Source organism: Demequina sp. NBRC 110054 (genome assembly GCF_002090115.1).
GTDB lineage: Bacteria > Actinomycetota > Actinomycetes > Actinomycetales > Demequinaceae > Demequina.
Genome location: NZ_BBRK01000004.1, coordinates 1,236,599 through 1,252,691, shown reverse-complemented (window position 1 = coordinate 1,252,691; position 16,093 = coordinate 1,236,599). Strand labels below are relative to the sequence as shown.

Sequence of the window (16,093 nt, the reverse complement as noted above, 5' to 3'; positions counted from 1 at the left end):
GGCGCCACGCCGTCGCCATCCCGCGACACGCTCGCGTGTCACCTGAGAATCCGTGCGGAGTGCATGCCGGGGCGGGCATGCCGAGGCGAGAGAATGTCCGGGACGATGCGGGGGCCGGGTCAGTCTGTCGTCGCGGCCGCGGCCTTGTCCGCCTCGTGCTCGACGTCGCCCGCGTGCGCTCGGCGCTCGGCGGCCATCACGGCGACCACCGCGAGCGCCGCCGCGATCAGCGCGATGCCCCAGCGGATCCAGGCGTTCGCATCGTCCCCGTAGCTGAGCATCACGACCGCGGGCGCGATGAGCAGAGCCACGAGGTTCATGACCTTGATGAGCGGGTTGATCGCGGGACCCGCGGTGTCCTTGAAGGGGTCGCCGATCGTGTCGCCGATGACCGTCGCCTCATGCGCGGGCGAGTACTTTCCGCCGTGGTGGCCGTCCTCGACGATCTTCTTCGCGTTGTCCCACGAGCCGCCCGAGTTCGCGAGGAACACCGCCATGAGCACACCGGTGCCGATCGCGCCGGCGAGGAAGCCCGCGAGCGCGCCGATGCCGAGCCCGAAGCCGACGAAGATCGGCGCCATCGCGGCGAGGAGCCCCGGGGTCGCGAGCTCGCGCAGCGAGTCCCGCGTGCAGATGTCGACGACGCGGCCGTACTCGGGCCGCTGCTGCCCGGTCATGATGCCGGGCATCTCGCGGAACTGGCGCCGCACCTCGAACACGATCGCCGAGGCCGCCCTGGTCACCGCGTCGATCGCGAGGCCGGAGAAGAGGAACACCGTCGCGCCGCCGACGATCACGCCGACGAGAGTCATCGGGCTGATGATCGCGAAGTCGATCGAGTCCGCAGCCGCGGCCGCAGAGGCGAGCGCCGTCTCGACCGCGTCCGAGTACGAGCCGAAGAGCGCCGTCGCGGCAAGCACGGCCGTGGCGATCGCGATGCCCTTGGTGATCGCCTTGGTGGTGTTGCCGACCGCGTCGAGGTCGGTGAGGGTCTGCGCGGCCTCCTCGTCGACCTCGCCCGACATCTCGGCGATGCCCTGCGCGTTGTCGCTCACGGGTCCGAACGTATCCATCGCGACGATCACGCCGACGGTCGTGAGCAGGCCGCAGCCGGCCAAAGACACGAGGAAGAGCGCGAGCGGGATCGACGAGCCCGCGACGAAGAACAGCACGACCACCGCGCCGGCGATCACGGTCGCGGTGTAGACGGCCGAGGTCAGACCGAGCCCGATGCCCGAGAGGACGACGGTCGCGGCGCCGGTCAGCGACGTGCGCGCCACGCGCCTGGTCGGGGTCGCGGCGGTGTCGGTGAAGTAGCCGGTGAGCCACAGGATCAGGCCCGCGAGCCCGATGCCGACGAACACCGCGACCGTGGCCATGAGGCGCGGGTCGCCGTCGAGGTCAGCCAGCCGCGACCCGGAGAGCTCGGCGAAGGACCCCGGCAGGTAGACGTACGCCGCGATGGCCGACAGCACCGCGCCGACCAGCGCGGACGTGTAGAAGCCCCGGTTGATCGCCTTGAGCCCCGACTCCCCGCGCCGGACCTTCGTGAGGAAGATGCCGACGGTCGCGACGAGCGCCCCGACGGCGGTGATGATGAGCGGGAACACGAGCCCGTCCTCGCCGAAGGCCGCCTTGCCCAGGATGAGCGCGGCGACGAGCGTGACGGCGTACGACTCGAAGAGGTCGGCCGCCATGCCGGCGCAGTCGCCGACGTTGTCGCCCACGTTGTCGGCGATCGTCGCCGCGTTGCGGGGATCGTCCTCGGGGATGTGCTGCTCGACCTTGCCGACCAGGTCCGCCCCGACGTCGGCCGCCTTGGTGAAGATGCCTCCGCCGACGCGCATGAACATCGCGAGCAGCGCGGCGCCGAAGCCGAAGCCCTCGAGCACCGCGGGCGCGTCCTCGCGGAACAGGAACACCACCGCGGCGGCGCCCGCGAGCCCCTGGCCGACGACGCCCATGCCCACGGCGCCGCCCGTGCGGAACGCGATCTTCGCGCCCTTGGCGCGCCCGTCATCCTCGGTCGCCGCGGACGCGACGCGCACGTTGGCCCGCACCGCGAGCCACATGCCCATGTAGCCGATGGTCGCCGAGCAGCCCGCGCCGAGGAGGAAGAACAGCGACCGCCCGACGCGCACCCCGGCGTCGCCCGGCAGCAGGAACAGCAGGGCGAAGACGACGGCCGCGAACACGGCGAGCGTCCTCAGCTGCCGGTTCAGATACGCGGACGCACCCTCCTGGACCGCTCCCGCGATCTCTTGCATCTTCTCCGTGCCTTCGCGCGCCTTGAGCACCTGTTGGCGCAGCGTCCACGACAGCAGCAGCGCGGCGGCGGCGATGAGGCCGATGACGACCACGATGACAAGGCTTGAGGTTCCGAGCTCGACTGTCTCGGCGGCGGCGAGGTGCATGACGCTCTCCTGGGGACTACCCGCAGGAACTCCGTTGTCACCGCGGGTCCGGTATCCCGACTGTAGGGGACGATGCCTCGAGTCGCATGAGTTGACGCGCGCCCCCAACGTTTTCGGCCCCGGACGCGTCACCATTGCGAGAGCACCTTCCGACAGCCTTGCGAGGGGATCGACGATGACCGACTGGCGGAGCACGATGGAGCAGCTCGTGCGAGAGCGCGAGCGCGCCCTGTTGGGCTACGCCTACCTGGTGTGCGGCGATCCCGTGCAGGCGCAGGATCTCGTGCAGGACGCCCTGGTCAAGACGTTCTCCAAGCCCCGCCCGGGCCTGGAGATCCACAAGGCCGAGGGCTACGTCAGGCGCGCGATCACCACGGTCTACATCGACCAGTACCGACGGGGTCAGAGGTGGCAGAAGGTCCGCCACCTGTTCCAGACCCAGGAGGTCGGGGACGACGAGTTCGGCCCCATCGACGTGGGCGCGGACGTGGACGATGCGGTGCGCACCCTTCCACCACGGGTGCGTGCGTGCGTGGTGCTGAGGTACTTCGACGACCTCACGGTCCCGGCCATCGCGCATGAGCTGGGGATCGCCGAGGGGACCGTCAAGCGGTACCTCAGCGATGCCATCGGTCACCTGGAAGGAACGCTGGGCGCTCTCGACGATGCGGAACGACCGAGCGAGACCGTCGTGGTCTCCGGTCGGTCAGGAAGGAGCGGATCATGAGGCTTTCAGATTCATTGCACGGAGCGGCAGACGGCGCACCCGTGGACGGCGTGCACGTGTCGGCGGTCGAGGCCGCGCGGCGGGTGCAGCGCCGCAGGACGATGCGGACCTCGGGTTTCACGGCGGCGGCAGTGCTGGGCGTCGGGATGCTGGGGCTGGGCGCGGTGCAGCTCGCGCCGCACCTGGGCGGGCTCTCCTCGGGGAGCGCCGCAGACACCGCCGCCTCGGAGGACTCCGGGTTCGGCGGCGACGAGTCGCTCGCGGAGTCGGATTCCTCTTCAGCGATGCTGGCCGCCGGTTCGTGCGGGACGACGCTGGACGGCCTCGCGTACGGGACGCCGACGGTGTCGCTGTCCGCGGAGATGCTGTCCGACGCCGTACCCGGTGGCACGCTCGGCTTCGAGGCCACCACGACGGCTCTCGAGGACGTGTCGCTCCAGAGCGGCCGTCCGCTCACCTATGCGTACGTGCTGTGGGACGGCGTCGTCGTGGCGACCTACCCGGGGCCGGCGAACGCCTTCACGGACGACCTCCAGATCATCGAGCTGACCGAGGGCGAGTCGACCGCGGACGCGGGCATGATCGAGCTCGTGAACTGCTGGGACGGCGAGGCGATCCCCGCGGGCGAGTACGAGGTGGTGTTCACGCAGGAGTTCTGGGCCACCGAACCGCTTCCCGAGCCCGACCTGTCGGCGAGCGCTACGGCGGTGCCGGAGGCGACGACCGACAGCGACGAGACCACCGGTTCCGAGGAGGACGGCGTGGCCGAGCCGGTCGAGCCGACCGTCGCCCCGGACGATGCCGTGACCTCATCGGGCTCCTCGGACTCCGGCGCCGCCTCGAGCGGGATCGCGTCCGACCAGGGCTTCCGCATTGTCTCCGACGCTCTGGGCTTCACGGTCGAGGGCGATCCGGTCGACGAGCCCTTCGCCGACTACCTGGGCGGAGACGACCCGACGGCCTCCCCGACGGTGACCTACGACGACCTGCTCACCCCCGACATCGCGCGCTCGCTGTACGAGGAGAATCTCGCGGGCGAGTGGGACATGGCGGCGGGCTCTCAGCGCGTGGTCCTCACGAGCGACAGCGAGGACGACGACGGCTCGCTGTGGGAGCGCTCCTGGTACGGGTGCTCCTACGACGACGAGGAGTCGACCTTCCCCGCGGAGTCCGCAGTGATCGACCTGCTCGACGTCGACGTGGCCGCACCCTCCGTGCTCCCTGTCAGCTACGGCTGGGTCGTGGACGGCAACCCCGAGATGACGTCCCAGGTGAACAACGTGTCCGAGTGGACGGTGCCGTACTGGTCGGACGCGCAGCCGAACCTGCTGCTGGTCCAGGACGGGCGCGTGATCGCTCAGGCCTACCCAGCCTCCACCGACCGCTACGGCGAGGTGTGGATGGCCGATGATGTCGCGCTCGGCGCCGAGTCCGGCGACGCCGCGTCGATCGAGATCATGCCCGCGTACTCGGACGGCTACCTCGAGCCCGGCTCGACCGTCGGCGGCACGTACCTGTGGCGCGACGTCGACACGTGCGACTACACCTCGGACCTGCCCGCGGGCACGTACACCGTGCTCGACCAGCGGTCGATCTACCTCGAGACCGCAGGGGTCTACTCCTCGGAGGACTACGACCTGCCCGCGGTCGACGACGCGGTCGAGGAGACCTGGATCGAGGAGGGCGCGGCGGGCGGCGGCACCGATACCGACGCGGACGTGAACGTCGAGACCATCGCCGTGGAGCCCGAGTACGACGGCGGCGAGTACGACTACGAGTGGCTCGAGCTCACGGTGTGGACGTCGCTCGGCGACGTGCGCGTCATCACCAGTTGAGCCGCGACCGGCTGAGGGTCAGCGCTTGCCGGCGAGCTTGACCTCGCGCAGCAGCAGTGCGTCGATCGCGATCGCGTCCTCGTAGGAGAACGCGGCGCGGGGAACCACGAGCGCTACCGAGTTTCCACGGAACTGCAGGAACCATCCGTCGCGGAACGCGCGCGCGCTGCGCAGCGCCGAGAGCTGGAAGTCCATCCGAGTGTCATCGGTCACGAAACTGACGGTCGGACCGACCTCGTAGCGCGCTGGGGCGCCTGTGCTCGGCCGCGCGCGGCGCCAGTTCACCCAGATCAGGAGTTCAAGCCCCGGGTAGCCGATGACGGCGCACACGATGACGGCCGCGACAACGGTGCTGAGAACACCGAGGATGCCTCCCTGCACCGCTCCGACGACCGCCATCAGCGCGGTGATGACGAAGGCGAGCTGAAGCATTGTCCGGCGCGCGGCGCCGAGCTGCAGGCGCCGGTACGGGCCGTAGGCCGGCTCGATCTCCCCCACGTACGTCACAGGAACCCCCTCTGCACCACGCTCCGGCCCTCGCCGACATCGGGTGAGAGGACTGTAGCGCGACGCTAGGGCTTGGTCGGCCCTGCCTCGGCGGACTCCGGGTCGTGGGGATCCATGTAGGACGCGTCGCGCTCGTCCATCGACTCGGGCTCGCCGTGGCCCACGAGCATCTCGGGCGCGCGGGCCACGATCAGCCACACCGGCAGGAGTGCGATCGTGAGGACCGAGAGGCTCGCCATGGAGCCGCCGAAGATCGCGGCCATGAACAGCGCGAGCCAGCCGTTGCGCCCGATCGCGAGGACGGCGCCGAGCACGCCCGCGGCGACCGCGAGCGCGAGCGGCATGTCGGGGAGCAGCGCGTAGCCGAACAGGCCCGCGGCGCTGCCGATGAAGACCGCGGGGAAGATGCGGCCTCCCCTGAAGCCCGCGGCGGCGGCGACGATGAGCGCCGCCGTCTTGATGGCGGCGAGGCCGAGCAGCTCCCAGGTGCCGAACGAGTCGATCTGCGCGATCAGCTCGCCGGTCTCCTTCGCGCCCTTGAAGAGCGTGAGCGGGCCTCCGAGCCATCCGAGCAGTCCCAGGACGATGCCACCGACCGTCGCGTAGGCGAGCGGGTGCTTGAGCCTGCGGAAGGCCGCGTGCAGGGGCGGCATGGCGTACGAGGCGGCAAGTCCGAAGACCGCGGCGAGCAGAGCGACGGCCGATGCGGTGGCCAGGTCGATGAGGCGCGGGTCGGTGTACTCGGGCAGCCCCAGGTTGAACGACTGCGCGTGCAGCAGCTGCATCGTGATCGTCGCGGCGCCGGCCGCGATCAAGGGTCCGAACAGGCGGTCCCAGAGGAGCCCACCGCGCTTCGCGGCCGCGACCAGCTCGGTCATGAGCAGCGCAGCGGCGACGGGCGTGCCGAACATCGCGCCGAGCATGCCGGCGGCCGCGAGCATGAACGCGCCCTGCGGGCCGATGCCGGGGGCGATCTTGCCGAGCAGCCAGATTGTCAGGGCGACGTCGATCGCGATGATCGGACTCTCGGGACCGAGGCTCACGCCACCCGCGAGGCCCAGGATGAGCACGATCGCGACGCCGGGCAGCGCGCTGAGCTTGAGCACCGGCGCGAAGAGCTCGACGGTCGCCGAGTCGTGGCCGCCGTGCCCCGGCACCTTCCAGATGAGCAGTCCCACCAGGGCGCCGATGGTCGTGAGGATCACGAGCGCCCACCAGTGGGCGTCCTCGCCGATCCCGAGCGAGGAGGGGATCGAGTCCCACAGCACGTGCTCGAGCTCCTCGGCGATGACGTCGATTCCTGCGAGGAGCAGGCCCGACAGCACACCGACCGCGAGAGCGGGCACCGACAGCGCAAGAAGCTGTTTGGGGCTGGGGTGCGGAGAGGTGCTCACGCTCGCGAGCCTAGAGCAGACACCACCCGCCTACCAGGTGGCTCGAGCTCCAGCGAAACAGGCGACGGATTGTTTTTGCGCTGCCTCGCCGTCCCCCTGCACGATCCGGGTAGTTGACTTAACATCGAGATGCGTGGCTCTACCGAGGGGGGTTGCCATGAGCGTCGATCCGCCATTGGTGAGATCCGGCTTCGCGGGCCCCGACGACGTGATCGTCAGGGCATCACTGAGTCGCGAGCAGGCCGTCTCTGTTCTTCGCAAGTACATGCAGGAACACGAGCTCGACACGCTCAGGCGAGTCACCATCGAAGGCGCCTCAGATGACGACGTCGGCGATTCGCTGCGGGAATCGATCACAGCCGATCTCCACCTGGATCGCGGCGTTGTCGAGATACTCCGGGAAGGCGAGCAAGGGCCGACGACTCCATGAACGCGCTGCTGCAGAACCTCCGGGACGCGGCCCGGGTCTTGATCCATGGCCTGGCCGAACCGAAGAGCAGCGAAGAGGATGAGCCCCCGCAGGGCCCAGAGGAATCGGCCTATCAGACCGGACTCGATAGTTGGCGGACCGCGATCTCGTGGCTGATCGGTGGCCTCGCTGCCGCGGCGACCGTCATGCTCGCGGGCACGCAGATATCGAGCGTGGGCACGATGTCCGCATCCGATGGCGCGCGGTTCTGGATTGCGCTCGGGGGTGTGACGTCGGCTGTAGCCGGAGTGCTGTGGCTCCTCTTCCTCTTCTACACGCTGAAGAAGCCTGTCGTTGCGGACTTCCACGATCTGCACGAGCTCACGCGCCCGCGACCGGACAAGGTGCAGGCGACGGTACTTGAGCTGGTGGACTTCGACACGAGCCTGAACATGGGCACAGCAGACTTCAAGGCGCTGTGGACCGCTCTTGAGGACGCGCGTGCCGTCTATTACTCCACCCTCGACGACTTGCACGCGGCGAAGATCGCGGCATCGGGCGCATCGGACCCGGAGACCTCGGCGCCGCTTGCGGCCGAGGTGGAGCGCTTGGAGAAGCTCCGGAAGGTCAACGAGACCCAGCTTCGCCGTTTCCACACCGGCGCCCAACGCGTCACCGACCGCCTCCAATACCAGCGGACGCGCGCACGCTTCAGCAGGGGCGCATGGCTCGCGTTCGGAGGATCTACTCTAGCGGCGATCGGCATCTGCGCATTCGCATGGGCGGTGAACCCGACCGCCCCCGGGCAGGAATCAAGCGCGGCCGCACCACAGAGCCCGACTGCAGCTGTTCTTCAATTGAACGAAGCCGGGTTCGAGACCTACGGCTACCTGTTGGAGGACTCGTGTGCCGAGGATGCTCGAGAGGACGGTATCCCCGTCATCGCCCTCTCCCGTGAAGACGACGCGTGGGAGATTGTGACCGTGCCGAGCGATGTGTGTCCAGGGCCGGTGAGGCTCACAGTCGCGACCGACCAGGGCAACGTGGAGGCCATCGACCAGGCCGCGTGATCCGCACCTCGACCAGAATCCGAACTCTGGGCCCGGATCTGCCGATACCCCCGCGCGGACTCTGCATCCATAGCGGACACTGGAAAGGCGACCGCTGCACCCCGGCGGCGGGACCCAGCTCGATGAGGAGCGACCATGATGAACCGGACCCACACCGACCGCCCCCGCGACGCCGCTGAACCCGCGACAGGCCGAGAAGTGTGAGCCTTCCGCGATGCTCGGCCACAGCACACCCTTCGGCAGCTTCTCCACCGACTCGGCGGCAAGAGCCCTCGAGTTCTATCGCGACGCGCTCGGGCTCGACGCGACGCTCGACGAGACCATGGGGCAGATGGTGTGGCTCCACCACCCTCACGGCGGCGAGACGCTGATCTATGAGAAGCCCGACCACGTGCCCGCGTCTCACACCGTGCTGATGTTCAGGGTTGACGACGTCGAGACGCTCGCGGTCGCCCTCCGCGGCGCCGGCGTCACCCTGGAGGCCATGGACTTCAGCGATGACGATGGCGTGGCGCGCGACCCCGAGGGCCGCATGCCGTCCACGCTGTGGTTCAAGGACCCAGCCGGGAATTGGCTGAGCGCGATGCAGGCCGAGGGCGGCTCCTGAGATCGCCGCTGTCTCCCGCGCGCCGGCACCGATGCCCCCGTCACCGTCGTTCCGTCACCGAGGGAACGCGGGACCCGCGCGCGCCGACGCGCCCGCCCCGAGTGCTCCGGACCCCAGGCGAACCTCCACGGTGACGTCTCCGTCCTGACTCGAGCGGCACGCCACGAGCCGTGCCTGGTTCGCGGAAGCAGCCGATGCCGCAGACGCGCAGCCTTCTCCGTCGCGCCTCTGCGCGAACGCAGCCTGCAGCGCCACCGCGTCCGCGACCGCCTGTGCCCTGGCCTCGCGAGCCAGGGCACCCGCGAGGGACGCGACCGCAAGCGCGAGTGCCGCACCCACGGCGACCAGGCCGGTCACGAGCGGCACCACGGAGCCCTCATCGCGCCGTGACCTCATGGGGCGTCCACGAGCATCACGCTCGCGACGGCGTCCGGAAGCCACCCGCCCGCGGGGACGTTCACCGTGACCGTCATCCGGCCCGGGGTCTCAGCAACGACGACCGACGCGCCACCGCCGACCGCGCCGGCCGCCTCGGCCGCCGCCTGTCCCGGCTCGCCCACGAGCACCGCTCGGGCAGCCGCACCCGCGGCCTGCTGGGCAGCAACCTGAGCCGCACCCCACACACCCGCTGCCGCAACCGCACCGAGCAGCAGGACGACGGCGGGCATGGCGGCCGCCAGCTCGACGGCCGCCGACCCGTCATCGCGACGGGCGCCCCTCACCCCCCGAACGCGCCACGGATGACGCCCGCGAGGAGCTCGCGCACCTCGTCGGACCGCACGAGCACCGCAAGCACGCCCGCGAAGGCCGCCGCGGCGACCGTCACCATCGCGTACTCGACGGTGGCCATGCCGTCATCCCTCCAGCGCCCCTCCTCGTGTGCCTCGCAGACCTCGCGCGTTCCCTTCGACTGCAGTTCCTGATCCGCCATCTCGGCTCCTCTCTCGTGGCACCCCCAGGCTCGCTCCAAGCGGCACGGCATCGGGGAGCGAGTGACCGCTCGGTGGACTGTCCCGCAAGCGGCGTGGACTGTGGAAGACGCGCGGCGCAGGTGCGCCCACCTCACCCCAGCCCCGCACCCGCGGCCACCGCCGCGAGCATCGGCACCACACCCAAGAGGACGAACGCGGGCAGCAGGCACAGGGACAGCGGCAGGGCGACGCGCACCTCGAGCTCGGCGACCCGCGCCTCGCGGGACGATGCCTCGGCGCGCTCGAGCGAGAGGCGGGCGGAGCGCAGGGCCGGGCCGGGCGCACCTCCCGCGATCCAGCACCACCGCAGCGCCTCGCACAGCGGATCGAGCCGCCCGGACGCTCCCTCCCACGCGAGGTCCCAGCGCTCGCCGTCGGCGAGCCGATCTGCGACGTCACGGAGCGCGGCTGCCGACCCCGGGGCCATCTCCGCAAGCGCCTCCCCCACGCCCGCGAGCGCACCGCGCACGTCCACCCCCGCACCGACGGCGACCTCGGTGAGCATGAGGGCGAAGGGCACTGCGGCCTCCTCGCGCGACGGCGGGGCCGTCGCGCGGCGCACCATCCGGTTCAGCCACCGGCGGCCGATCAGCGTGAGCAGCACCCCGGCGACCAGGCACGAGAGCCCGAGGGCGTTGCGGATGAGCCACACCACCGCGCCCGGATCGATGATCGCGGCGAACGCCACCCCGACGACCGGCAGGAAGCCGAGGATCCGCGCCGACAGTCGCGCGCCTGCGGCCCCGGCCTCGGCGCGCGCGGCAGCGTCCTCGGCGTCGGCGAGCCGCTCGGCGAGCGCCTCGACCGTGGGAGCGAGGGGGCAGCCGGCGGTGTGCGCGAGCACTGCCGCGGCGGCGAGCTCGAGGCTCGCGCCCCCTGGCACGCCGTCGGGGCCAGGAGCCCCGAGCCCCGCTGCGGCCCACGCGGTCGCGGGTGGGGCGCCCGCGCGCAGCAGGCCCGCGGCGGTCGACAGCGCAGGGGCCCGCACCTCCGCGGGAGCGTCGACGTCCCACGGCGGGGCCTCTCCGCGTCGCCGCCTCACCGTTCACCCGCCTCGAAGGATGAAGCGCGCACGGGCAACGGCGTCGAACCCACCGACGTCACAGCCAACGCCGACGGCTCCAGCGGCACCACCGCGAGCCGCCCGTCGTCGAGCACGAGGCGGGCGGTCTGGACCACCCGCCGCACGCCGTCCGGGCCGCGCGCCAAGTGGATCACCGCGTCGAAGGCCGCCGCGGCGTGCAGCGCGACCGCTTCGGCCCCCATGCCCGCGAGCGCGCCGAGGGCCGTGAGCCGCGCGGGCACATCGCCCGCGGAGTTCGCGTGCATCGTCACTAGCCCTCCCCTGTGGCCGGTGTTGAAGGCGAGCAGCACCTCGCGCAGCTCGGCGCCGCGGCATTCGCCCAGGACGACCCGGTCCGGCCGCATCCTGAGCGCCTCGCGCACCAGCGCTGACAGCGGCACCGCTCCCGCCCCCTCGACGTTGGCCCTGCGCTCGACGAGCCGCACGACGTGCGGATGATCAGGAGCGACCTCGCCGGCCTCCTCGATGACGACGATCCGCTCGGTCGGCGAGGCGAGCGACAGCAGCGCGGTCAGTAGCGTGGTCTTCCCGGATCCGGTCGCGCCCGTGAGGAGGAGCGACGCCCTCCCCTTCACGAGCCCGAGCAGCCCGGCCATCCCCGAGGCGGTCACCATGCCACTCGCGACGAGCTCGCGCGGATCCAGCGCCGCCGCGCGCAGGCGCCGGAGGGACAGCGCCGCGCACCCGTCCGCCACCGGGGGCAGCACCGCGTGGAGGCGCGAGCCATCGGGGAGCCTCGCGTCCACGCAAGGCGCCGCATCGTCCAGGCGCCGTCCCGCGAGCGAGGCCAGGCGCACCGCGAGATCCCGCACCGCCCCCGGCGTCGCGAGCGCGGCCCTCACCCCGAGATCCGCCCGCTCCAATCCCTCCCCTCGGTCGACCCACACGTCCGCCGGCCCATTCACGAGCACGTCCGTCACCCCTGGCAGCGCGAGCAACGGGCCGAGCGCGCCCGCCCAACCCGGCGCATCGTCCATCGAGGAGGCGTCGGGAACGGCGGGCACGGCACCAGCGTCCCGCGGCGTGCGCGCGCCACCCGAGGCCGGGTGGACAACGGTGGAGAACCAGCGCGATGGAGCGACCCGGGGACGACGCGCCCGCGCCGGGGCCGAAGGGCCCGCCGCCCACGGCCCGGGCCCCGTACTCTTGACGTGGGCGGGCCCGCCCGGAGGGATGTGGACACCCCGCCGGTCGGGCCCGTTCGCTTCTCTCCCGGATACGCTGTGTGCATCGAAGGAGGCTCCCCATGGCCGTGAGGCACCGCTCCAAGCAGGCACCGCGCAAGCCCGTGCGCACGGCCGCGTTCTTCGACCTGGACAAGACGATCATCGCGACGAGCTCGTCGTCCGCGTTCGGCCGGTCGTTCCTGTCCGAGGGCCTCCTCACCAGGACCGATGCCGTCCGGGCCGCATATGCGCAGTTGCTGTTCCAGATCGGCGGCGCCGACGAGCGTCAGACCAGCCGCCTGCGCGACGCCCTGAGCGAGCTCATCGCCGGCTGGGACGTCGCGAAGGTCCGCGGGATCGTCGAGGAGACCGTCCACGAGCACATCGACCCGGTGGTCTACGCCGAGGCGCTCGACCTCATCCGCCGCCACCAGCTCAACGGCCGCGACGTGATCATCGTCAGCGCGTCCGTCGAGGACGTCGTGCAGCCCATCGCGGACCTGCTCGGCGCCGACGGGATCCTCGCCTCGACGCTCGAGGTCGCCGACGGCAAGTACACGGGCGGCATCACGAGCTACATGTACGGGCAGGCGAAGGCGGACGCGATCAAGGACCTCGCGGAGCGGCGCGGCTACCACCTGCCCGGAAGCTACGCGTACTCCGACTCGATCACGGACGTGCCGATGCTCTCGGCGGTCGGTCACGGCTTCGCGGTCAACCCCGACCGCGCGCTGCGCCGCGCGGCCGTCGACAACGGGTGGGGGATGCTCCGCTTCCACAAGCCCGTCGAGCTCAGGGACGATGCGGCGCAGAAGTCCGTGCTCCTCACCCTGGTCCTCATCGCGGCGGGCGTGTGCGTGGGCGCGTGGATGTATCGCGCGGCCAAGCGCGCGGTCGAGCCCGACGAGGCCTGACGCGGACCCAGCGACACGCCCCTTGACCTGATCTACCAGGCCCCTTAACAAACCCTGGCGAAGCCTTGACGCATCACTTAGCCTGACGGGCATGGCCAACGACGTCCATGAGTCCCCACTGTCCGTCCTCCCCGAGTCCCCGAGCTCGAACGCCGGCACCACCGGCGCCGCCGATCGCGCACCGCAGTCGCCCGAACGGCCCCACGACCCGCGCCACCACGTGACGCTCGAGAACCTCCACACCGAGCGGCGCAGCTTCGCGCCGCTCGCCTCGTTCGCCGCACACAGCAACGCGACCGCCTACGAGTACAAGAAGGCCGACGTCGATCGGCTCGAGTACTGGAAGGAGGCCGCGCGCCGGCTCGCGTGGAAGGAGCCGTTCACCGAGATCCTCGACTGGTCCGATGCGCCCGTCGCCCGCTGGTTCCACGACGGCGTCCTCAACGCGTGCGACAACGCGGTAGACCGGCATGTGCGCGAGGGCCGCGGCTCTCGCGTCGCCTTCCACTTCGTCGGCGAGCCGGGGGACACTCAGACCCTCACGTACTCCGACATGCACGAGCGCGTGCAGAAGGCGGCCAACGGGCTGCTGAGCCTCGGCGTCGGCAAGGGCGACCGGGTTGCGATCTACCTCCCCCAGATCCCCGAGGCCGTGGTCGCGATGCTGGCCTGCGCGCGCATCGGCGCGATCCACTCCGTCGTCTTCGGCGGCTTCAGCGCCGCGAGCCTGCGCCAGCGCATCGACGATGCGGAGGCCAAGCTGGTCATCACCGCCGACGGCGGCAACCGGCGCGGCTCCCACCTGGCCCTGAAGCCCCTGGTCGACGAGGCCCTGACCCCGTCGATCGCCCACCCGGGTTTCGCATCGTCCGTGGAGCATGTCCTCGTGGTCCAGCGCACGGGCCAGCCAACCGAGTGGACCGACGAGCGCGACGTCTGGTGGCACGACGTCGTCGACCCGCAGCCCGCGGCGCACGAGCCCGAGTGGGTCGATGCCGAGCACCCGCTGTTCATCCTCTACACCTCGGGCACGACGGGCGCGCCCAAGGGCCTGTGGCACTCGACCGGCGGCTACCTCACGGGCGCCGCCCACACCCACCGCATCGTGTTCGACCTCAAGCCCGAGACGGACGTCTACTGGTGCTCGGCCGACGTCGGCTGGATCACCGGGCACACCTACATCGTCTACGGACCGATGATCAACGGAGCGACCCAGGTGCTCTACGAGGGCACGCCCGACACCCCTCACCAGGGACGATGGTGGGAGATCATCCAGGAGTACGGCGTCACGATCTTCTACACGGCGCCCACGGCGATCCGCACCTTCATGAAGTGGGGCGAGTCGATCCCGGACGGCTTCGACCTCAGCTCGCTGAGGCTGCTCGGAAGCGTGGGCGAGCCCATCAACCCCGAGGCATGGATGTGGTACCGGCGCGTGATCGGCGGCGAGCGCTGCCCGATCGTGGACACGTGGTGGCAGACCGAGACCGGCTCGATCATGATCTCCCCGCTTCCCGGCGTGACCTCGACCAAGCCCGGCTCGGCGATGACCGCGATGCCGGGCATCGCGGCGGACGTCGTGGACGACGAGGGCCGCTCGGTGCGCGGCGGCGAGGGCGGCTACCTCGTGATCCGCGAGCCGTGGCCGTCGATGCTGCGAGGCATCTGGGGCGACAGGGCCCGCTTCGCGCGCACGTACTGGAACCGCTTCGACGGGATGTACTTCGCGGGGGACGGCGCGAAGCGCGACATCGACGGCGACCTGTGGCTCCTGGGCCGCGTGGACGACGTGATGAACGTGTCGGGGCACCGGCTCACGACCACCGAGATCGAGCATGCGCTCGTCGCGCACCCCTGGGTCGCGGAGGCGGCGGTCGTCGGCGCGACGGATCAGATCACTGGCCAGGCGGTGGTCGCCTTCGTCATCGTGCGGGGCGATGCGGAGGGGGTGCCGGACGACGGTTCCGCGGTGGCCGATGCGCTCCGCACGCATGTGCGCAAGGAGATCGGCCCACTCGCCAAGCCGCGCGACATCCTCGTGGTGTCCGAGGTGCCGAAGACGCGCTCGGGCAAGATCATGCGGCGCCTGCTGCGCGACGTGGCCGAGAACCGACCCGTCGGCGACGTGACGACGCTCGCGGACTCGAGCGTCATGGACGCGATCAAGGACGGGCTCGCGAGCGGCAAGGCGGACTGAGGTCGCGACCCTCAGTGCCACCAAGGTGCTAGCGTCACCCTCACGCGCGCAGGGGGTGCGCGTCAGAGGGGCAGCACGTGAAGAAGACGGTAGTGACGGTCGCCGCGGTCGCGCTCGTGGCGGGCGGCTGGTTCGGCGCCCGGACCCTGGTCGCGCAGACACCCGAGGCGGAGGCGGCACCGGACGACGACAAGGCTTCCGCGATCGAGAGTGTCAACGGAGCCGATCTCGTCGCGTGGGGCTGCACCGGCACCTCCTGGTCCGAGGACCCGCAGACGATCCCGCTGCTGGCCGTCGAGACCGCGAGGAACGGCTCACTCGACGCCTGCATCCAGATCGCTCGCATGCCCGACGAGGACCCCGACGGGGACTACTACCAGGCCTCGGTGACGGCGTACTGGACCACTGAGGGTGGCTGGTCCGCCGCCCCATGGACCGAGGTCGACTCTGCTCCCACGGGTTCGGCGTCAGTCGCGATCGAGATGACGGCGCCCGTGCAGAGCAATGTCTACGACTCCTACGCGACCGCGCTCGAGGACTGCGACGACGCGGACCCCGCCTACCCGGACGGGGGCTCCTGGACGCTCACGGGAGGCTGCCCCGTCGACTCGTCCCTGACCCGCGACGCGGGCGATTTCACCGCCTCGTGGACCACCGCGACGCCCTCCGACCTCGACGTCACCGTGCACACCGTGACGGTCAAGGTCGCGGAGGGCGCCGAGCCGGGCTTCTCGATGGTGCTCTCGTCACCCTCGGGCGAGTCGTCCGCCGCTCCGCCTGCATATCAGGACTGATCAC

At 71.0% G+C, this 16,093-nt stretch carries 16 protein-coding genes; 8 read left to right on the top strand and 8 right to left on the bottom strand.

Annotated elements, in window-relative coordinates; all coding sequences use genetic code 11:
• Positions 1-119 precede the first annotated feature (119 nt).
• The gene (locus B7K23_RS05780; RefSeq protein ID WP_084125411.1) at positions 120-2,414 is read right to left on the bottom strand and encodes a sodium-translocating pyrophosphatase; all 2,295 of its coding nucleotides are present in this window, start codon (positions 2,412-2,414) and stop codon (positions 120-122) included.
• Positions 2,415-2,589: 175 nt separating this feature from the next.
• Between B7K23_RS05780 and B7K23_RS05775 the strand changes: the two genes are divergently transcribed.
• Positions 2,590-3,141 (top strand): RNA polymerase sigma factor, encoded by a 552-nt coding sequence (locus B7K23_RS05775; RefSeq protein WP_084125410.1) that lies wholly within the window; start codon positions 2,590-2,592, stop codon positions 3,139-3,141.
• A complete protein-coding gene (locus tag B7K23_RS05770; protein WP_143338112.1) occupies positions 3,138-4,976 on the top strand; it encodes a hypothetical protein in 1,839 nt (612 codons plus the stop codon). The genes B7K23_RS05775 and B7K23_RS05770 overlap by 4 nt, the downstream gene beginning before the upstream one ends.
• Positions 4,977-4,994: 18 nt before the next feature.
• Here the strand turns inward: B7K23_RS05770 and B7K23_RS05765 are convergent, their stop codons facing one another.
• Positions 4,995-5,483 carry a hypothetical protein gene (locus B7K23_RS05765; RefSeq protein ID WP_084125408.1) on the bottom strand — a complete coding sequence of 163 codons (489 nt, stop codon included), beginning with the start codon at positions 5,481-5,483 and terminating at the stop codon, positions 4,995-4,997.
• A gap of 65 nt (positions 5,484-5,548) precedes the next feature.
• On the bottom strand, positions 5,549-6,877 hold the full coding sequence (locus B7K23_RS05760; protein WP_084125407.1) for an ion channel protein: 1,329 nt from the start codon (positions 6,875-6,877) through the stop codon (positions 5,549-5,551).
• 157 nt (positions 6,878-7,034) lie between these two features.
• On the opposite strand from B7K23_RS05760, the gene B7K23_RS15440 reads away from it, so the two are divergent.
• From B7K23_RS15440 to B7K23_RS05750, 3 genes are all read left to right on the top strand, one after another.
• The gene (locus tag B7K23_RS15440) at positions 7,035-7,307 is read left to right on the top strand and encodes a hypothetical protein (RefSeq protein WP_143338111.1); all 273 of its coding nucleotides are present in this window, start codon (positions 7,035-7,037) and stop codon (positions 7,305-7,307) included.
• Entirely contained in the window at positions 7,304-8,356 is a 1,053-nt protein-coding gene (locus tag B7K23_RS05755; RefSeq protein ID WP_084125406.1) for a hypothetical protein, read from the top strand. The genes B7K23_RS15440 and B7K23_RS05755 overlap by 4 nt, the downstream gene beginning before the upstream one ends.
• A gap of 214 nt (positions 8,357-8,570) precedes the next feature.
• A complete protein-coding gene (locus B7K23_RS05750; protein ID WP_084125405.1) occupies positions 8,571-8,963 on the top strand; it encodes a VOC family protein in 393 nt (130 codons plus the stop codon).
• A 54-nt stretch (positions 8,964-9,017) separates the two neighbouring features.
• On the opposite strand, the gene B7K23_RS05745 is transcribed toward B7K23_RS05750, so the two are convergent.
• The 5 genes from B7K23_RS05745 to B7K23_RS05725 form a co-directional block, all read right to left on the bottom strand.
• A complete protein-coding gene (locus B7K23_RS05745) occupies positions 9,018-9,359 on the bottom strand; it encodes a helicase (protein WP_143338110.1) in 342 nt (113 codons plus the stop codon).
• A complete protein-coding gene (locus B7K23_RS05740) occupies positions 9,356-9,631 on the bottom strand; it encodes a hypothetical protein (protein ID WP_084125403.1) in 276 nt (91 codons plus the stop codon). The genes B7K23_RS05745 and B7K23_RS05740 overlap by 4 nt, the downstream gene beginning before the upstream one ends.
• Before the next feature lie 50 nt (positions 9,632-9,681).
• A complete protein-coding gene (locus B7K23_RS05735) occupies positions 9,682-9,894 on the bottom strand; it encodes a DUF4244 domain-containing protein (protein WP_084125402.1) in 213 nt (70 codons plus the stop codon).
• Positions 9,895-10,025: 131 nt separating this feature from the next.
• Positions 10,026-10,976 carry a type II secretion system F family protein gene (locus B7K23_RS05730; RefSeq protein ID WP_084125401.1) on the bottom strand — a complete coding sequence of 317 codons (951 nt, stop codon included), beginning with the start codon at positions 10,974-10,976 and terminating at the stop codon, positions 10,026-10,028.
• On the bottom strand, positions 10,973-12,022 hold the full coding sequence (locus tag B7K23_RS05725; protein WP_375730874.1) for a TadA family conjugal transfer-associated ATPase: 1,050 nt from the start codon (positions 12,020-12,022) through the stop codon (positions 10,973-10,975). Before B7K23_RS05725 ends, B7K23_RS05730 begins: the two co-directional genes overlap by 4 nt.
• Before the next feature lie 242 nt (positions 12,023-12,264).
• Between B7K23_RS05725 and B7K23_RS05720 the strand changes: the two genes are divergently transcribed.
• The 3 genes from B7K23_RS05720 to B7K23_RS05710 all read left to right on the top strand — a co-directional run bounded on the left by B7K23_RS05720 (position 12,265) and on the right by B7K23_RS05710 (position 16,089).
• Complete coding sequence (locus B7K23_RS05720; protein ID WP_084125400.1) at positions 12,265-13,098, top strand: HAD family phosphatase; 834 nt, start codon at positions 12,265-12,267, stop codon at positions 13,096-13,098.
• Positions 13,099-13,189: 91 nt separating this feature from the next.
• Complete coding sequence (gene acs / locus B7K23_RS05715) at positions 13,190-15,295, top strand: acetate--CoA ligase (protein WP_084125399.1); 2,106 nt, start codon at positions 13,190-13,192, stop codon at positions 15,293-15,295.
• Positions 15,296-15,372: 77 nt separating this feature from the next.
• Entirely contained in the window at positions 15,373-16,089 is a 717-nt protein-coding gene (locus B7K23_RS05710) for a hypothetical protein (protein WP_143338109.1), read from the top strand.
• Positions 16,090-16,093: the final 4 nt, after the last annotated feature.